General features: G+C 65.5%; 16 protein-coding genes. 4 read left to right on the plus strand and 12 right to left on the minus strand.

The features are described 5' to 3' along the window. Positions 1–30: 30 nt before the first annotated feature. From Bequi_RS04775 to Bequi_RS04800, 6 genes are all read right to left on the minus strand, one after another. Positions 31–684, minus strand: coding sequence for a DUF6998 domain-containing protein (locus Bequi_RS04775; protein ID WP_249736826.1), 654 nt, complete (start codon positions 682–684; stop codon positions 31–33). Beyond that, the gene (locus Bequi_RS04780) at positions 681–1,556 is read right to left on the minus strand and encodes an alpha/beta fold hydrolase (RefSeq protein WP_249736827.1); all 876 of its coding nucleotides are present in this window, start codon (positions 1,554–1,556) and stop codon (positions 681–683) included. The genes Bequi_RS04775 and Bequi_RS04780 overlap by 4 nt, the downstream gene beginning before the upstream one ends. Beyond that, the gene (locus Bequi_RS04785; protein ID WP_249736828.1) at positions 1,553–1,924 is read right to left on the minus strand and encodes an iron chaperone; all 372 of its coding nucleotides are present in this window, start codon (positions 1,922–1,924) and stop codon (positions 1,553–1,555) included. The genes Bequi_RS04780 and Bequi_RS04785 overlap by 4 nt, the downstream gene beginning before the upstream one ends. 241 nt (positions 1,925–2,165) lie before the next feature. Then, entirely contained in the window at positions 2,166–2,507 is a 342-nt protein-coding gene (locus Bequi_RS04790; protein ID WP_249736829.1) for a HepT-like ribonuclease domain-containing protein, read from the minus strand. Further along, positions 2,491–2,799 (minus strand): nucleotidyltransferase family protein, encoded by a 309-nt coding sequence (locus tag Bequi_RS14360; protein WP_249736830.1) that lies wholly within the window; start codon positions 2,797–2,799, stop codon positions 2,491–2,493. Before Bequi_RS14360 ends, Bequi_RS04790 begins: the two co-directional genes overlap by 17 nt. A gap of 454 nt (positions 2,800–3,253) precedes the next feature. Beyond that, positions 3,254–3,901, minus strand: a complete 648-nt coding sequence (locus Bequi_RS04800) for a TetR/AcrR family transcriptional regulator (RefSeq protein WP_249736831.1) — start codon at positions 3,899–3,901, stop codon at positions 3,254–3,256. 87 nt (positions 3,902–3,988) lie between these two features. On the opposite strand from Bequi_RS04800, the gene Bequi_RS04805 reads away from it, so the two are divergent. Beyond that, entirely contained in the window at positions 3,989–5,746 is a 1,758-nt protein-coding gene (locus Bequi_RS04805) for an oleate hydratase (RefSeq protein WP_249736832.1), read from the plus strand. A 1,048-nt stretch (positions 5,747–6,794) separates the two neighbouring features. Here the strand turns inward: Bequi_RS04805 and Bequi_RS04810 are convergent. Both Bequi_RS04810 and Bequi_RS04815 read right to left on the minus strand, forming a co-directional pair. After that, positions 6,795–8,168 (minus strand): low temperature requirement protein A, encoded by a 1,374-nt coding sequence (locus tag Bequi_RS04810; RefSeq protein WP_249736833.1) that lies wholly within the window; start codon positions 8,166–8,168, stop codon positions 6,795–6,797. Then, the gene (locus tag Bequi_RS04815; protein ID WP_347271971.1) at positions 8,065–9,456 is read right to left on the minus strand and encodes an IS1380 family transposase; all 1,392 of its coding nucleotides are present in this window, start codon (positions 9,454–9,456) and stop codon (positions 8,065–8,067) included. The genes Bequi_RS04810 and Bequi_RS04815 overlap by 104 nt, the downstream gene beginning before the upstream one ends. 279 nt (positions 9,457–9,735) lie before the next feature. Here Bequi_RS04815 and Bequi_RS04820 point away from each other — a divergent pair, with 279 nt between their 5' ends. Beyond that, positions 9,736–10,170, plus strand: coding sequence for a hypothetical protein (locus Bequi_RS04820; RefSeq protein WP_249736834.1), 435 nt, complete (start codon positions 9,736–9,738; stop codon positions 10,168–10,170). A 120-nt stretch (positions 10,171–10,290) separates the two neighbouring features. Here the strand turns inward: Bequi_RS04820 and Bequi_RS04825 are convergent, their stop codons facing one another. Genes Bequi_RS04825 through Bequi_RS04835 form a run of 3 tightly spaced genes read right to left on the minus strand, consistent with a single transcriptional unit; the run spans position 10,291 to position 11,385 of the window. Then, on the minus strand, positions 10,291–10,812 hold the full coding sequence (locus Bequi_RS04825) for a P-loop nucleotide/nucleoside kinase family protein (protein ID WP_094450850.1): 522 nt from the start codon (positions 10,810–10,812) through the stop codon (positions 10,291–10,293). Next, a complete protein-coding gene (locus tag Bequi_RS04830) occupies positions 10,809–11,129 on the minus strand; it encodes a HigA family addiction module antitoxin (protein ID WP_099195592.1) in 321 nt (106 codons plus the stop codon). The genes Bequi_RS04825 and Bequi_RS04830 overlap by 4 nt, the downstream gene beginning before the upstream one ends. After that, complete coding sequence (locus Bequi_RS04835; protein WP_094450848.1) at positions 11,104–11,385, minus strand: type II toxin-antitoxin system RelE/ParE family toxin; 282 nt, start codon at positions 11,383–11,385, stop codon at positions 11,104–11,106. The genes Bequi_RS04830 and Bequi_RS04835 overlap by 26 nt, the downstream gene beginning before the upstream one ends. A 272-nt stretch (positions 11,386–11,657) precedes the next feature. On the opposite strand from Bequi_RS04835, the gene Bequi_RS04840 reads away from it, so the two are divergent. Together Bequi_RS04840 and Bequi_RS04845 are read left to right on the plus strand one after the other, a co-directional pair. Continuing rightward, on the plus strand, positions 11,658–12,224 hold the full coding sequence (locus Bequi_RS04840; RefSeq protein ID WP_249736836.1) for a TetR/AcrR family transcriptional regulator: 567 nt from the start codon (positions 11,658–11,660) through the stop codon (positions 12,222–12,224). Next, positions 12,221–13,165: a DMT family transporter gene (locus Bequi_RS04845; protein WP_249736837.1), complete on the plus strand. Its 945-nt coding sequence runs from the start codon at positions 12,221–12,223 to the stop codon at positions 13,163–13,165. The genes Bequi_RS04840 and Bequi_RS04845 overlap by 4 nt, the downstream gene beginning before the upstream one ends. A 239-nt stretch (positions 13,166–13,404) precedes the next feature. Here Bequi_RS04845 and Bequi_RS04850 read toward each other — a convergent pair whose 3' ends face one another. Beyond that, the gene (locus Bequi_RS04850) at positions 13,405–17,139 is read right to left on the minus strand and encodes a hypothetical protein (protein ID WP_249736838.1); all 3,735 of its coding nucleotides are present in this window, start codon (positions 17,137–17,139) and stop codon (positions 13,405–13,407) included. Positions 17,140–17,329 lie beyond the last annotated feature (190 nt).

The raw sequence follows: 17,329 nt of genomic DNA on the forward strand, positions 1-17,329 counted from the left end.
GGGACGAAGCCTATCGGCAGAGCGCCGCGCTCAGTCGAACTCGACCGCACGCGCCACATCTGTGCGTGGTGGTATCAGCAGCTCGACGACGTCCTCGGTTTCGTAGAGAAGTGCGAGGTCCTGATCCGCTGTCGAACCATCGCCAATTCCAGCAAGCAGAACGCTCGCACCAGAGTTCACCTGGATGGATTGTGCGTCGTCGAGACTTGCATATGCCGCCCGCATCTCGTCCGTGACGTCCCTGCCCAGTCCCGCGATCTGACGCAGGGTGGGCTGCCGCCCGTTGGTGTGCTTGCTGTACGGCGCCGCGGCCTCTACTTCGCCGGCGTCTACTTCTCGCGCCAGCTCGAGATCGAACGTTCCTGACGCGAAGACGAGGAACAGCGCAGTGTCGAAGTCGAAGCTCCGGAACGGGCTGAACTTCGCAGCCCCCCTGGCTGCTCGTCCACCCATGGCCTTGACCTGGATTCTTCGCCCTTCCGGCGTGGTCACGTCATGCGACTTGGTGGAGTTGGGTTCGAGAACACCGCCCCGTGCGGTCAGCACGATCTGCTCCGCGATGTCTCCCAGCGGCTTGTTGTTGGTGCGAACGAGTCCTCGAGACCTGAGCTCCGTGACGATCGCCGCTTCCAGTCGGAGCAGCTCTCTCACCTGAAGATGGGAAAGATCGGGCAGACCGCTCATGGAGCGCTCCCTTCTGTAGGTTCTACGCCGGACCGCTGCCGGCCGGGGGATGGTCGCCTCGCGAGGGGCGGCGAGTCAGCGGACAGCCGAGCTCTCAGAACCTCAATCCATTCATCGAAGGCGTCCAGGTGAGCGTCATGACTGCCACCGACGAGATCGTGCCGCGATGTGGCCGGCCGTCGGCGGATGAGCTCGTCCTTCTGCGCATCGGAGAACATCCCGTCGCGACCGAAGACAACCGACGTGGGGACCCGGAGCCGTTCCCATTCCTCCCACCGAGGTTCATGGACTGCTGCGATCGTGCGTTCCATGGCGTCCGCGTCGAACCGGGGGACAAGACCGTCCTCCGTCAACTCAAGATCCGCGATCCACGCGTCGACGATGGCTTCATCGCCCAGAAAACTTCGCGCATGCGCCTCATCTGCGAATGAAGCAGGCCACGAGCGGAAGTACTCCCCCAAAGCTGCAGCGTCTCGCACATCATCGCTCCCCTCGGCATGCCCCTCGAGCATGACGAGGTGCTCGACAAGATCCGGGCGATGCGCGGCAACCAGGAAGGCTGTGTGAGCCCCCATCGACTGGCCGACGAGCATCCAGCGGCTGCCAGCTGCGAGCGCAGTGAGGACCGCGATGGCGTTATCCACATAAGCCTGCCTGGAGAGGTCACTCGGCACACGCGTGCTGCCTCCATGTCCGCGCTGATCCATCAGCACAACTCGGAACTCCTCGCGGAGCGCTTCCGCTGTGGGGATCAGCTCTCTGCTGCTGCCAGCAAGACCGTGGAGCATGAGCAGAGGCGGCCCCTCCCCTCCGAAGTCGAGAACGTGGAGGCTCACGTCCCCTCGAGCGATGGTGTGCTCGGAGTATTTCATCGCTCGGACAGCACCCACCCCAGTCGAGTCTCGATGAGGCGCACCAGCAGGTCAGCGCTCAGCGGCTGATCGTGAGGGAAGTGAAGTGCTCCGGGTGCCCAGGTGAACCCCTCGAGGAGTCCTTCCTCGGCCAGCACCGGGAGCACCTCGCCGCTATGGGGCAGCGACGAGTTGTGCCTCGTCAGCCGGTTGAGCCCTCCGAACCGGACGCCGCCCAGAGCGAAGGCCGGGCAACCGTAGCTGATGTATTCGGTCACTGCGGGGACCAGACAGTGCACGTGGTCCCGCACCTGCTGCAGTGTCTGCCGAGCCGGTTCGGGCTGCACGGCGAGGTAAGCGTCGATGTCGGCGTGCTTGGGTGTGGCCATGGTGCGTGTATACCTCATCCCGGGCCTAGCCTGGGCTGGGCGATATCGGGTGGTCATCTCCCGGCTGGGCCCGCCCAATGCAGCATCCCGCGGCATGAGCGCGGACCGCCCGCAGGGATCTCCGCGATGCTCGCCTTCCGTCCACCTGGCTCGCCGGCGAACCGGGGCGCCACCGAGCAGCCAAGCCGTTGAACGTCTTCGTGGAAAGGGTAGCAGTATTCAATAGACTAGCGGGATCGTGTCAATCGAGTTCGAGCAGGTCCGCCAGGCGTTCGCCAAGAGGCAAAAGGCGAGAGTCGACCACTGACCACACGATCGCATGGTCCACTACACCGTACTCATGAGCGAGGATGTTGCGCATGCCGATGATTCGGTCGAGATCCGGGAGCTCGTCTGCAATTTCCGGATCCGTCCGACGGATCCGGTTCAACGCCTCTCCCAGGATCTCCAGCTGACGTTCGACTGCGGACTGGATGAGAAGGCTCTCGTGAAACGCTTCGGCATCGAGACCTTCGACAAAAGACAGCGCAGCGAGGCATGCCTGCCGGGCATCCCAGAGATGAGCCCTAGATGTCGGCCGCATAGAGGATCTCGGCCTGGCTCAGCGCCGACTCACGGAAGTAGGGGTTGCGGATCGAGCGCTTCACGACGAGGTCGACATCGCGCTCAAGGACCTCACGCAGATCGTCTCGCAGCGAAAAGAAGTCCTCGAAGGGATCCAGCCGGTCGGGCAGGAAGTCGACGAGGAAGTCGACATCGCTCTCGGCGCCGAAATCGCCCGCGACGACGGAGCCGAACACTGCCAGTTCCGCGACACCATGGCGTTCTGCGGCGCGCCTGATGGCGTCCCGGTCCAGGCTCGCGGTGATGGTCACGGGCCCAGTATCGCATCGCAGGTGAGGACCGAGCCAGGTCGGCCTCAAAGCCAGATCGGAACTACACGTTGAACCGGAACTCCACCACGTTCCGTAGCCGAATGACCTTTGACGCAGATTGGCTTCATGAGTGCTGAGCCTCGGCGGGCCGCCGTCTACCTGCGGATCTCTCAGGATCGCGAGAACCGTCGCCGGGGTGTGGACCGCCACAGGGAGGACGCCGAGGCGCTCATCAGGGCTAGAGGATGGACTCCAGCAGTCGTCTACGAGGACAACGACATCTCCGGCAGTGGAGTTCTCCGAGGGCGCCATCGCCCCGCCCTGCTGGGCGAGGACCTGACCGTAGGGCCCTACACGACCGCGGCGGGCACGCGCCTGCCGGCCGCGCGGTGGGCAATCGCGGCGGTGCCGGCCGGTGCCAGCGGCGGCCCGAACGGCCCAGACGGCTTCCGGGTCACCGGGAGGCGCCCGCCCCCGCCACCACGAGGTCGATGAGCCGGCGGAGCACCACATCGACGTCCTCGCCGTCGATGCGCCCCTGCCGGGATCGGTTGAGCTCGGCGAGCACCCCGGTGACGATGAGCCGGGCGCCGGTTGCCGCAGCCGCGCCGGGGGCGCCGGCCCGGTCGTCGCGCAGGCGCGCGGCGATCTGCTCCTCGAGCCCCTCGACGCGACCGAGGACCCGCTGGCGGTGCGGCATATCCGCACCGAAGAGGATCTCGCGGGCGACCCACGTCGTGGGCTCGGGCCAGCGGCGCATCGCGGCGACGAACGGCGAGATAAGGGCCGCGATCTGGGCCGCGGTCTCCCCCGCCGCCGGCGCGGAGCGCGGCGGGGCCGTGTTCGCCTGCTCGTGGGAGCCCCAGAGCGCCTCAGCGACCATCATGAGCAGCTCCGCCTTCGTGGCCGCGTACTGGAAGACGGTCCCCTGCGCCACATCCGCGAGGCGCGCGACCTCGCTCATCGAGGTGCGCTCGAACCCGCGCTCCTCGAACAGCGCCAGCGCCGCGGCGAGGATGCGGGCGCGCTTGTCCGCCTTCGCCCGCTCGCGCCTGCCCGGCGCCGCCGAGGGCGCCAGCTCCGTGTGATCCCGAATTTCCATGCGGCCATTGTAGTCGACTCAATTCTGAGTACACTCAATATCGAGGCCGGGTGATCGGCATCCGGCACGCGACGGGAAGGACGGATCATGCAGCACACGGCAGGTAACTACGAGGCGTTCGCGCGTCCCCGCCCCGCACAGCACGCGCCGGAGACGAAGGCCTACATCGTCGGCAGCGGGCTGGCCGGGCTCGCGGCGGCCGTCTTCCTCATCCGCGATGCCGGGGTCCCCGGCGCCAACGTCACGATCCTCGAGAAGGGCGAGACCGCCGGCGGTGCGCTCGACGGCCTCGACGTCCCGGAGAAGGGCTTCGTCATCCGCGGCGGCCGGGAGCTGGAGAACCACATGGAGTGCCTGTGGGACATGATGCGCTCCATCCCCTCCCTGGAGCTCGAGGACGCCTCCGTGCTCGACGAGTTCTACTGGCTCAACAAGGACGACCCCAACTACTCGCTGCGTCGCGCCACCGTGCGCCAGGGCGAGGACGCCGGCCACGAGGGCCGCTTCGACCTGCCGAAGCGGGCGCAGAAGGACCTGTTGAAGATCTTCCTCGCCGAGCGCTCCGAGATGGAGGGCAAGCGCATCGACGAGGTGATGGGCCGCGAGTTCCTCGACTCGCCGTTCTGGATGTACTGGCGGACGATGTTCGCCTTCGAGGAGTGGCACTCCGCGCTCGAGTTCAAGCTCTACCTCCACCGCTTCATCCATCACATCGGCGGGCTGCCGGACTTCTCGGCGCTGAAGTTCACGAAGTACAACCAGTACGAGTCCTTCGTCCTGCCGCTCATGCACTACCTCACCGAGCACGGCGTCGTCTTCCGCTCCGGCACCGAGGTCCTCGATGTGGACTTCGCCCACTGCAACGGCGAGATCCGCGCCACCGCGATCCGCTGCCGCTGCGACGGCGCCGAGGAGACCATCGAGCTCGGCGAGCACGACCTCGCGCTCATGACGATCGGCTCGCTCGTGGACAACTCCGATGACGGCGACCACCACACGCCCGCAGCCCTCAACGAGGGCCCGGCCCCGGCCTGGGACCTGTGGAAGCGCATCGCGAAGAAGGACCCGGCGTTCGGGCGCCCGGAGGTCTTCTGCTCCTCGATCGAGGAGACGAAGTGGGAATCGGCCACCGTCACGACGCTCGATGAGCGCATCCCCGCCTACATCGAGCGCATCGCCCAGCGCGATCCGTTCAGCGGCCGCGTGGTCACCGGCGGCATCGTCACCGCCGAGGACTCCTCCTGGCTGCTGAGCTGGACGGTCAATCGCCAGCCGCACTTCAAGAAGCAGCCGAAGGATCAGATCGTCGTCTGGGTCTACGGTCTGTTCGTCGACGTCGACGGCGACTACGTGAAGAAGCCCCTGGCGCAGTGCACCGGCGAGGAGATCACCCAGGAGTGGCTCTACCACCTGGGCGTGCCCGTCGAGGAGATCCCCGAGCTCGCGGCGTCAGGCGCCCGGTGCGTGCCGGTCATGATGCCCTACGTGACGAGCTTCTTCATGCCCCGCCGCGCGGGTGACCGGCCGCAGGTCGTGCCGGAGGGGGCGGCGAACTTCGCGTTCCTCGGGCAGTTCGCGGAGACCGGCCGCGACACGATCTTCACGACCGAGTACTCGGTGCGCACCGGCATGGAGGCCGTCTACGAACTCCTCGACGTGGAGCGCGGCGTGCCGGAGACCTGGGGCTCCACGTACGATGTGCGCGACCTGCTCGAGGCCTCGGCGCGCATGCGCGACGGCAAGAAGGTGGAGGTCCCCGGCCCGGCCGCGCTGCGCGGCTACCTGCGCGGCAGGCTCGAGCACGGGGAGATCGGTCAGCTCCTCGAGGAGCACGGCCTCATCTGAGCCCCGCCCACCGCGGGTGCGCCTCGGGCACGGTCCCGAGGCGCGCCTGGGCTGGTCCCATGTCGCCCACCCCGCCCACCTGCTCTTCGACGAGACGTAGCGAAGGATGCCGAGCACCAGGGCGGACTGGAATCCGGTGCCGCGCTCGGCGATCGGCACCACGACGTCGTCGTGACTGGTGATCACTGCTTCTCGGAGCATTCCGCGCAGCGCGTGCTGGGGCGCAGACAGGTCGACTCCGAGGACCGGATCCTGGAAGGGCAGCTCGGTCGCCACCGAGTTCACCGACTCGCTGAGGACCTCCCGCACCAGATCCTCGACCGGCTCCATCGCCTTCGCGAAGTCCTTCTGGAGCTGCGTGGAGCGGGAGTTGCCCGAACGGACGAGCACCCCCTCCAGGGTGTCGTGGAGCCGCGTCAACGACTGGTCTGCATCGCCCTGGTCGGCACTGCCCACCCTGATGGAGGGGATCTTCACGAGGTCGAACGACTGGAGCGCCCACTCGTAGATCTCGCGAGACCGCGCATCCGTGCCCTTCCACAGTCCCATTCCCCGTGCAGGGAATGATGCGGCCACGACCGTGGTCGTTCAGCGCCCCTGGGCCGCGGCGTCGTCGAGGGCGTCCAGGTCGCGCAGGGCGTAGCGCAGGTGCTCCCACTCCCCTCGAGGATCACGTGGAAGCACGAGCGCACCGTCTCCGGATACTCGGGGCTCCACGGGTGGCGGCGTTCCTCGTCCAGGCCGGCGTCGTCCACGGACGCCAGAAACTCGCGGACCTGGGCCAAGGGTTCGGACCGTACCGCGAGCACCCCCTCGTAGGGCGGGGCGTGGACGCGAAGAAGTCGAGGTCGACACCATCGTCCTCCGCACCCGCGCGGGGCTGGCCGAGCGGGTGGAACGGCTCCTCGGCGCGCCGCTGCCTCCCGCAGGCTCCTGCCGACAAAGCGGGCACCCTCGAGCTTCAGCGAGTCGGGAACTGCGGACACGTCTTCGAAGGTGCCAGCCGACCCCTGGATTCATTGTCAGACACGCCCTAGGCGTTCCGGCCTCAGTGGACTTGGCCGGCGACTGCGGGACCGATCCGGGGCCGTCGCACGAGTTCGCACGTCAGGCGCAGGGCGCCGACCGCGGTGAGAGCCGTCAGCACTGACCATGCGGGCATGGTCAGTGCTGGCGGGATGATGAGCAGGGATGCGGCCGCCGTGAGGAGGCGGTCCGGCACGAGCTGATGGTGATCGCGCCATCGGTAGGCGGCATCGGCCGCGTAGAACAGGCCCACCCCGCCACTGAGGGCGATCGCCGGCAGCAGCGGTAAGGGGTCGGACACGTGCTCGAGCGCCGCGCTGGCGCCGAAGCCGAAGAAGGCGACCCCGGCGACCAGGGGAAGGTGGAGGTAGCTGTAGGCGTCGCGGGCCAGTCGGGCGCGTTCGGGCCCGTCGGCGTCTTTGAGGCGTTGCTCGGCGCCGGCGGTCAGACCGAAATAGGTCCACCACAGCGAGGCGGCGATCAGGACTCCGAGGACGGCGGCGGCGAGCACGACCGGTTGCTGCAGGTGCTCGCTGGCCCCGGTGCCCAGCCCGACGACGGCTTCACCGAGCGCGATGATGATGATGTTGCCGTGGCGCTCGACGAAGTAGGAGGGCACCACCCGGAAAACCTCGATCCCGGCGACCAGGGGTCCGCCGAAGTCGATGATGGCTGCACCGATCCAGAGCAGCTCTCGGTAGGGGGATGGGAAGGCGGCGGCGACGGCGATCAGGACGGGTGCGATGAGCAGGCTCGGGACCAGCCGCAGGAGGCCTGCACGGAGGTGTTCTTCGTCGTGGGAGGCGGCCACGACGAACAAGACCAGGTGGATGACGCGGATGGTGAGCAGGGCAAGCCCGAAGACGAGGGCTCCGGTGCTGAACGCGGTCGGGAGTGCGCTTGCGGCCAGCAGCATCGCAGCCATGGCGGCGATGACCAAGCAGCGAAATACCACCCGATTCGTGGTGAAGGTGTTGGTGAGCCACGTGTAGCAGACCCAGGCCCACCACACCGCCAGCAGGCCGAGCACACCATGACCGAAACCCCGCCACGAAACATCCTCCCGCACCAGCTCGGTCAGCTGCGCCATCGCGTACACGAACACCAGGTCGAAGAACAGCTCTAGCCTCGATCTTTCACGGTGCTGCTGAGCGGCGGTGTCCGGCGGCGTTGCCGGTGTTCTTGCGTTGATCCTGGCATGAGGGTGTGACGGTCCGCCGCGTGTCGGTCGCGGTGGTCGGGTGTCCAGTTCCAGAGGTCCTTGTGGAGTGCGGTCAACGACGGGCCGGAAGCTATCCGGCCGGGTCAGGAAGCTGGGCGAGGCGGGCGTGGCCTGCCCGGACGATCCCGGCCCAGAGCGACTGGTCCGAGAGATGCAGGACTCGCTGACGAGCATGCCGCGCGATGCTCGCGGGGATCTGGAACAGGCGGTGACGCACGCGTTTGGGCTCCCACCGCCGTGCGGGCTGGTCGGCGTAGCCGAGCAGCCCCATCCAAGCGGTGATCTCGCTGGCCAGTGCCACGATCTGGCACCAGATCCGGTTCTGCGCGAAAGATGTCAGGGGCAGGTTCCGCAGCCCCATGTCCTTCGCGGCCCGGATCCGGTCCTCGCAGCGAGCACGCCGACGATGGCGCACTTCGAGGTCCGCGAGCTGGCCCTTGGTGGTGTTGGTCGCGAACGCGGTGAGCCGGTAGCCCTCGACGTCATCGAACCGCAGCTGCGCCCCGGGATGCGGGCGTTCGCGGCGGACGATGACGCGCATCCCCTCCGGCCAGTCCTCGTCGAGATCGAGCAGCCCGGTCAGCTCGGCAACGTCCGCGCCTTCCCGGACCTCGCCGTCAGAGTTGTAGGCCGGCTCCCACACATCCTTCGGGATCAGGCGGAACAGCTCCGGTGTGTTCGCGGGCAGGGTGAACCCGACCGAATAGGAGACCCGCCGCTTCACCAGCTCCTGCAGCGTCTTTTTCGTGCCGCCCGCCCCATCGATCCGGACCAGCACCTTCTTCCCGGGCCGGGACCCCATCCCCACCTGAGCCAGCGCATCGGCGATCACGCTCTTGTGATCGGCTGCGGTGTTCGAGCCGGCGTTCCCGGGACGCAGGAGACAGGCAAGCATCTCCCCGCTCCCACCAGAGCCGTGGTCGACGAACGCCAGCAACGGATGGAATCCGAAACCCCTCTTGAACGTTGGCCTGGCGGACTCTTTCTCGCTGTGAGAGGTCACCAGTGACGCGTCCAGGTCGATGACCAGTGGATTCTTCGCCGTCGCGCTCGCACTGGGGGCGTGGTCCCCGGCCAGAGCCCACGCATTCTTGCGAGCTCTGCGGCGGGCGAGACTGATCGCGTTCTCGACCGCGTCGACGTCAGCCGCCAGCGCGGTCAAGAGGCGGGAGATCGTCGGATCCGAGGCAACGAGCCCATACACCTCCGGTTCCGCCCGCAGCGTCGCGACGTCGGCCAGGCAGTCCCCACCCACCGCGAGCGTCAGGGCGAGGTCCGCCAGGATCTTCCCCGGATCATGACGCGCGAACTGCTTCCGCCACGGCACCAGCGCTCTCGAGAGCTCGGCGGTCAGGCCCGTCGCCCGCAGCGTCTGGGTCAGCAGCACCCCGCCGGCCTGACCGACCGCGGGCACCGGCGCGACATCAACACGAGGGCGTGGATACAACCCGGTAGCATTCACCCTGAAGGTGCTCCCTGAACTGCGACGAACTGGACCTTAGACAAGCCCTATTCTTCCAGCTCAGGAGCACCTTCACCCATCACGACCCACCCCTCGGACACCTCAACGATGAAAGCCCGAGGCTAACTGCCACCAGTGCCATTCGCTATGCATCCCTTCCCGCAGGACCTGCGCGGCTCTCCGCCTTTCATCAGGTCTCAGTATCCCGACTCGCTGTCCACCTCCGCGGCGCGCTTATCGTGGGGCCACGCCCCCGCCGAGCTGGTAGCGTGAACGTCCATGTGCGCGATCAATCTCTGGGCGGTGAACGCCGCGGCCTTCACCACCGAGTTCCAGCGATTCACCACGGAACGGCTCAGCGTCGCGCCCGTCGCCGAAGAGATGAGCATCAGCTCGAGCCGTGTGCGCGGCTCTTCGCGCGTTTTCACCCTGACAACACGCATGTGCGACTGCGACTCGCTGATCGGCCGGCGGGCCGATCCTGCGCGCGAGGACGAGATCAGCGCGGAACGCTGGCTCGGCTGGCTTCGCGAACTGCCCGATCATGTCCCGCATGTCTCCCGCATCGCCGTCCTCCGCGCGTGGAGCCCCGGAAACGATGTCATCACCCCGCAGCGATCGCGCGGCATCCGGATCGGCGAACTCGACGAGACGATCCTGCGCGACATCCGCGACGACATGCTGCTGACGCTCGACTACCCACGAACCTGGTAGAAGACGAACGCCCCGGCCGTCATCGACGACCGGGGCGATGCACGCAGAAGCGGCAGGTCACACGTTGAAGCGGAACTCCACTGCGTTCCGACACGGAGAACCATCAGCGATGACGTTCCCTCATTTCGCGCCGAGATGCGCAGCGAGCGCGTCTGCGACCTCGTCCGCAGTCCGCGCAGCCGTATCGAACTCCACGACCTCATCGGACCACGCGGCGTAATCAGCGCGACGGCGCTGCACGTCCGACCAGGTCGGCTCGCCGACGTGGGTGAGTCCGCGATCCCTGCCGCGGAGCCTTCGCTCATGCTCCCGCGCATCGGAGATCATGAGGTACACGAACTCGATGCGTGCACCTGTTCGCGAGGCCGCCGTCCGCCATGTCTGCCGAGCCTCGTCACTGTCGTTGACCGCATCAACGACGACATCGTGACCGAGCCGCAGATTCTGCTCCGCCATTGCACGCGCCGCCTCGTACGCCGCGACACCTACTTCCCACCCTGCCGGCAGACCGCATGCAAGGAGCGACTCCTCGACGGCGTCGATGGACAGGTGGACCGACCCCGTGCTCGCCGCGATGATCTCGGCCACGCTTGTCTTTCCGACGCCGGGAAGGCCGGAGATCACGATGAGATGCCCGGTCATGCGACATGCAACGGCGTGATCGCGGCAACCTTGTCGCGCAGTGCACGGCGCTCGAGCCGGAGCTCGTAGTTCGACTGCAGATTCATCCAGAGCTCCTCGGACGTTCCGAAGTAGCGCGCCAGACGGATCGCCGTATCAGCGGTGATCCCCCGCTTGCCGTGCACGATCTCGTTGATCCGGCGCGGCGGCACACCGATGGACACGGCAAGCTTGTTCTGCGTGATCCCGAAGCCCTCGATGAAGTCCTCCATCAGGATCTCCCCCGGGTGGATCGGCTCGATCAGGTCGTCCTCAGTGGTAGTCGACGAGTTCGACATTGTCCGCACCTCCATCTCTCCAGACGAAGCAGAGACGCCATTGCGCGTTCACGCGGATGCTGTGCTGCCCGCGTCGGTCACCGACCAGACGCTCCAGGCGGTTGCCTGGCGGGACCCTGAGGTCCTCGACATCCTTCGCCGCATGAATCAGCTCGAGCTTCCGCAAGGTCGCCCTCTGCACCGTCCGGTCAACGCGCTTGACGTACTGCTCATGCCAGATGCGCTCGGTGTCCTTGCTGCCGAACGATCTGATCACTCGACCAGTGTATAACGGGGTGCGTCATTAACGCTAGACGTTAAACCGGAACTCCACTGCGTTCCAGGACAGAGCAACCTCTACGCGTGCGCAGCATCCCGGACCCCGACATGCCGACTCACCGCAGCCCGGTCACGGAGAACGATCCCCCTCTCGGGCTCGCGCAGGCCGTTCAGACTTTGCGCCCGAGTTCGTCAGCATCCAAGCGCGCAGAGATTGAACCAACTCTCGAGCAGTAGGTAGACTGACCTACCTACCGACCGGAGGGCGACATGAGTCAGGGATCAGCGCGAGAGAGGCTGCTCGATGCTGCGGCGAGACGCTTCTACGAGGATGGAGTGCACGCGACAGGGATCGACACGATCACTTCTGAGGCCGGGGTCGCGAAGAAGAGCCTCTACAACAACTTCTCGTCCAAGGCAGAGCTCGTCAGCGCCTATATCGATTCCCGCCACGAGGAGTGGCTCGGCCTCCACCAGGCACGTGCGGCGAAGGCGTCCACGGCAGCAGACCGAGTGCTGACAGTGTTCGACGCCTACATCGACCACGCGAACGATGCCTACGGCAAGGGCTTCCGGGGATGCGGACTGCTCAATGCGGCCGCCGAGTTTCCGGCCGGACACCCAGCTCGCTCGACCGTGCGCGCGCACAAGGAGCAGGTGGAGCGGATTCTCGTCGAGAACCTGGAAGTCATGGCCACCGAAGCCGAAGCACTGGAGCTGGCCGAGCACTTCAGCTTCCTCCTCGAAGGAGCCGTCGCACGGGCAGGTCTCGAGGGCACCCCGGCGCGCCTGGAGCACGCCCGAGCCATCGCATCGCGGATGCTGGCCGCACTGTGAAGCGAGGCTCCCCCACCGGCATCTTCGCGGTGCTCGCCGCCGCCCTCCTGTGGGGTACCACGGGGACTGCGGCGACGTTCGCACCGACAGTCGGCCCGCTGGCCATGGGCGCGGCCGCGCTCGGCATCGGCGGAATCCTGCAGGCAGCCATCGCTGCCCCCTCGCTTCGACGGGAGCGTCCCGCACTGTCCTCGCATCGTGGGACGGTGATCGCCGGAGCCGCAGCCGTGGTGATCTACCCGCTGGCCTTCTACAGCTCGATGCATCTGGCCGGCGTCGCGATCGGCACGGTCGTCTCCCTCGGCTCTGCCCCGATCGCCTCAGGCCTTCTGGAACGGGTGATCGAGCGACGCAGCCTCAGCGGCTGGTGGATGCTCGCAGCGACTCTCGGCATCGCGGGCAGCGCAGTACTGTGCGCTGCGAAGATGCACGATGCGCCGAGCGAGACGCTCCCCACGGTCGCCGGCGTCATCCTCGGCCTGGTCGCCGGCGCGACCTACGCCCAGTATTCGTGGAGCGCTCACCGCCTCATGAACCACGGGGTCGGGCGTGCGGCAGCGATGGGCGCGGTCTTCGGCCTGGGCGGCATCGCCCTGATGCCCGTCCTCCTGCTGACCGGCGCACCGCTTCTCGCTTCCACCCAGGCCATCATGGTCGCGGCCTACATGGCGCTGATCCCCATATTCCTCGGCTATCTGCTCTTCGGATACGGCCTCACACGCGTCACTGCCAGCACCGCGACGACGCTCACCCTCGCCGAGCCAGCGATCGCCGCCTCCCTGGCGGTGGTCATCGTCGGAGAACGCCTACCTGCCATCGGATGGGCTGGGCTCGCGGGCATCTGCGCCTCGCTCCTGGTCCTCTCCCTCGCACCTGCGACACAGGCGAGTGCCGCTGAACCGTCGCGTTCGAGCGAGCTCCCGGTACGTCAGGAAGTCTGAATCAGACAGCCACAGATGGACGTCGCAGGACCTGGAGATCCGCCCCGGTACCGGGATCGAAAAACTCGGTGCGGCTCAGAAAGTTCTGTGGAGAGGTTGAAGCGAGACGCGACTAGACGTTGAACCGAAACTCCACCACATCCCGTAGCCGAATAACGTCTGTGGTCGCTGCGACGACTGTTCAGCTTAGGAAGCTCGCAATGCCCCGCGATCCTGGCGCGGGACACTAGCCTTACCGATCAATGGAGTCCGCGTCGGAAGCGTTCGGCGTCCCCCTCATTGCGCCGTGCGTAGCTCTCGTACGAGCCAGCGACTCGCCTAAACAGACTAGCCACTCGAGGTGCTTCGTCCGCGAGAGCTTCGGCCTTGGCTCGATAGTCCTCAGCAAGTTTGAGCTCTTGCTCGCCGCCGTCCTCCAGGCCGCGACTGGAGAAGCCGCGACTATTAACGATCTGGAGGTAAAGGCCAGTTTCGACGTGATCGAGTTGCACTTCTTCGAGGAGGTCCCGCACGACGAAGCCGGGCCAGGTGCCGTCAGCGTCTGGTGGGGTGTGCCCGAGAACCTGTCCAATATGCTGTAGGCCCACCTCGGTCCGGCCGCCTTCCGCGAGGAGCTCCATTGCGCTATCAATCCAGGCTCGAAGCACCTCAGCATTCATGACGCCATCGACTAGCCCCGGCGGTGAGTCCCAGGCGTTGAGCAGGCGGTACGCATTGGTTGCCATAGAAGCGTCGCGCTGCTCTTCGCCAGCTTGGTCCTCGGCGACTTCTTCGTCTTCACTCTTCGGCCGGGCACGGTAGACGGTGCACACGACCCCGACGAACTCCGCGGGGTCAGCAGCCAAACTTTCGGATAGCGCTGGGACTTTCGCGTCGTATCCGAGCGCTGGAAGGTACGACCACTGCAGCCGGACAAGGTCGCCAGGCTCAAGATGCTCGCGCATGGCTTCGAGATAGGCAAAAAGTTGCTGGAAGTCATAGGTCGATAGGTCGCGAGCAGCGGCAGATTGAGCTTGATGTGCCAGGAGTCCGTCCAGCGCCCGCACAATGAGCTCCGCTGCTTGTGGGCGCGGCCCGTCCTTGTCGATGTGTGAGTACATGCTCATGAGATGCAAAACGTCGGCGTGGCGGCCAGCTTGGATCAATCGATCGGCAACCTCGTCGATCTTGTCGAAGTCTTGCCCCAAGCCGAGCGGTTGGAACGCCGCCCAGTACCCGGTCTCAAGCTCCGGGTCTGCAGCAGCCAAAGCCCACGCCTCCGGTAGGTTGTCACGCGCGACAAGCAGGAGTCGAGCACGCTGATCAACCGTGAGATCGTCCCGTTCGAGTAATCCTGTAATGAGCTCGAATCCTTCGAGGGAGTAGCGAGCTGAAAAGTACGACATCGCGGTACTGACGAGATCTTGGTCCTCAGCCGCCAACCAACCAAGAAGTTCTTCGTCGTGCGACGAGCCGACGTTCGCCAGGGCGATGCCAACGGACCCAGGTACCGATGCATCGCGTGCCAGTCGTGTGATGGCGTCGAATCCACCCTCGGCTTCGATCTCTTTAATGGCTTCAATGCGTTGGCGTCCGAGCTCGCGCTCAAAGCCTTCATAGTCATCTAGTCTGCGAGCGCCGACATACGGAGTCCATGACTGGAAGAGTCCGACCAGCCGGAGGTACACGGACTTTGGCCGGTAGCGCGCGGCCAGCGCGTCGAGCTTGCCCAGCTCCTCGTCGGGGAGCACCCATGCCGCATCCGGAAACTCGCGATGATGGCCGATGAGGTCCACGAGTGTTCGCCACAACGTATCCCGGAAATCACTCGCAAACTCCGACTGGTCGGCCATCGAATCGAGGGCCGCCACCACACGCTCTCGATCTGCTGGTGGCAAATCTGAAGTGTGAGCAAGGATCGTTGACCAGCGCTGTGCGTCCTCGCCGGCGTCCTTGATACAGCGCTCGACCGCGGCGGTCGTCATCTTCCAGATCTCGCCGTATGTCACCGAAAGCTTTTCCGGCTTCCAGGTTCGGAACGCTGGTACGCTGATCGGAAAGTGCGTCCCGTGATTCTCTGGAAGCATGCTGCTCTCCAACTTCCAGGCGGCGTCGGGATGCCTGTGCCGCAACGTGTCGAGGACTGCGATTCGCCGGTCCGGATCGACGGAGTTGTCGGGATGCCACGGGCGGAAAATTGCAGCCAGTGAGGCGGCGGGACGGTTTGTCATCCGGCCACCTGGATCGATCTCGTCCAGGCGGGCCAGGAGATCGACGGCACGACCGAAGTGATCGGGGGACCAGGACACGCACTCAAGGGCCCACAGCAGATTGCTATGGGGAGTGCCTCCCGAAAAGAACCCGGATTCGTCCGCGTGGTCCTGGAACATGGTGCCCAACAAAGGATTATCGCCCGCTGCTGCTGCGCCAACCCCATCGAGGAAGGCATCTGGCCCGGCCTCAGCGAGCAGCGGCAATATGTCAGCGATCGATTGCCACGCTTGCCCAGTGCCGTCTGCCGACGCCCATTCGAGCAGCTTCCTGACTAAATAGTTCGCAAAGTCTGAACCTGACGCTCCGCCCGGCAAGGCGACAGTTCCGCCGTAAATCCCCAATAGGGCCAGTGACTGAGCGAGGCCGCGGCGGAGGTCACCGGAATAGCGGCGAGTCTTGCCGTCGATCGGTGCTCTCCACCGTTGGTCCCGCGGTAGCTCGAGGGCCGGATCACCCTCTGCGAGAACCATCTCGACGATGGTCTCAAATCGCATCATGTCGTCGTGGGTCAGCTTCGACACCAACAGCATCCACGCATCCACCGCCGAGACAAGATGCCAGGCTCCGTCAGTACGTATCGCCAGAGGATCGGTGGGACTGTCGGCGATCCCTGTAATCTCCTCTCTAAACGACTCGTAGTCGGTTCCCGTGAGCGCCTCGAGAATCGAACGATCCCCTTCCACGTTGTCTCCCCAGGAACCAGCCAACAGGATTGATCGGAAGTTTCGGGACGGACTCGCATCGGCCCAGGTCGGTCGATGCAAGACGGCCTTTACGGCCAGGTTTCGCCGCAGCCCGGTCAAGCTTCGACGTGCGAGTCTGCCGAGCGCGTCGGTCTTGTCTCTGTCCGTGAACCCGGCGCTCTTCAGCGCGGTTGCTACCTCGGCGGCGTCTAATGCCGGAAGCGTGACATCAGAGCCTTCAGTGGATATGACCGGCACACAGAAATTGTGTACAGTTCCGGCGGGTATCTCACTTGCCAGCTCGGGCGTGCGCGGGACCAGGATGAGCGGTTGGGACAAGGCGGTCAACTGCCTCCATGTGGATACGTCGTCAACGAATGCGAGCCGTGCGAGCATCTGCCCCTTGCCCTGTTCGTCGAGCTTGACGGCAATTGCATCGATGAAGGCGCATACCTCCTCCATCGATGCGCCAGCAACCGTCGTAACGGAACCGGACGAAGCGAGCCGCTCTTCGAGGTCCTCTGCAGCCTCAGTTCGACCAGCGAGCACAACTTCCGGCGTCAATGCCGGATTTGTTTGTGCTGCCCAGTCGCGCCACCATGTCAGGCCGGTGCGAAGGCCGTACGGCGACAGTCCGAGTTCCTCCGAGAGCCATGCCCATGTGATTGGCGCTGCCTCAAGCCAGGTCTCGATGTCGTCTAGTCCGAGGGCCTTGACGTCTTTCCAGACCTTTTCGCTTCGCTTGCCTGTAGCCCATCTGGCCCGTGCCGTCCAAGGACGCAGGATTGCTTCTACGTAAGTGCAATCAGAGGTCGGCGCCCCATCTGGAGTGTCTGTTCGCTTGGAGTAGTCGTCGTCGGCCTTGGTGTTAGGGCTGGAATTGACCGACAGTTCCCACACAGACAAACCGTCCGCAACCCAAGCCGTCGCTTCGGCTGTCCGGACAGAACCGTCCCAGTCACCAGCCGCCACGCCGTCGCCCGCGGGCATACCAAGTTCGACCAGGCCCGGTGTGGTCTCAAGGATGAGGCGTCGCACCAGACGTGGGAAGTCAGACTGCGAGGAGCGTGTGTCAGCCCAACTCTGCAGCTTGTTTCGGCCGATGTACCCCGCTCTAGTCTTCATGGTTAACGTCTCCAGTCGCGCACGAGTTAGTCCTCACATCCTATGGGCGCTCCAATTCCGACCTAAGCGAATTTGTTGACTGAACGCCTCCCGTTGATCGAAC

It is taken from the genome of Brachybacterium equifaecis, from assembly GCF_023509525.1.
Taxonomy (GTDB): domain Bacteria; phylum Actinomycetota; class Actinomycetes; order Actinomycetales; family Dermabacteraceae; genus Brachybacterium; species Brachybacterium equifaecis.